Here is a 333-nt window from a genome sequence, read left to right as displayed (position 1 = left end):
CATCTGTACAGGAAACTGAAAACTGGTTGTCAATCCCGGGATCACACTTAAAGCTTTGCTCATTTTCTCGGAAAGCTCCGGGAATGAGCTGGCAGAGGTCCATTCTTTTTTAGGCTTTAGCACAATGACCATATCTCCGGCATCCATAGGCATTGGTTCTGTAGGGATTTCAGCACTTCCGATCTTTACAACGATCTTCTGTATTTCCGGAAACTGTTTTAGAAGAATTCCGGAAGCCTGTGTTGTTACCTTTTTGGTTTCACTGATATTGCTTCCCTGAAGGATTCTCATTTCCACAGCAAAATCCCCTTCTTCCAGCGATGGAATAAATTC

Annotated in this window: 1 protein-coding gene; it reads right to left on the bottom strand. The window is 43.2% G+C overall.

Translation table 11 applies throughout. From position 1 onward, the window contains the following. Positions 1-333, bottom strand: a 333-nt coding sequence (locus tag A6X21_RS01220) for an efflux RND transporter permease subunit (protein ID WP_131818125.1), incomplete at both ends; no start/stop codon positions are given.

The sequence above is a fragment of the Planctopirus hydrillae genome, from assembly GCF_001707835.1.
GTDB lineage: Bacteria > Planctomycetota > Planctomycetia > Planctomycetales > Planctomycetaceae > Planctopirus > Planctopirus hydrillae.
This window is presented reverse-complemented; position numbering and strand designations above follow the sequence as displayed.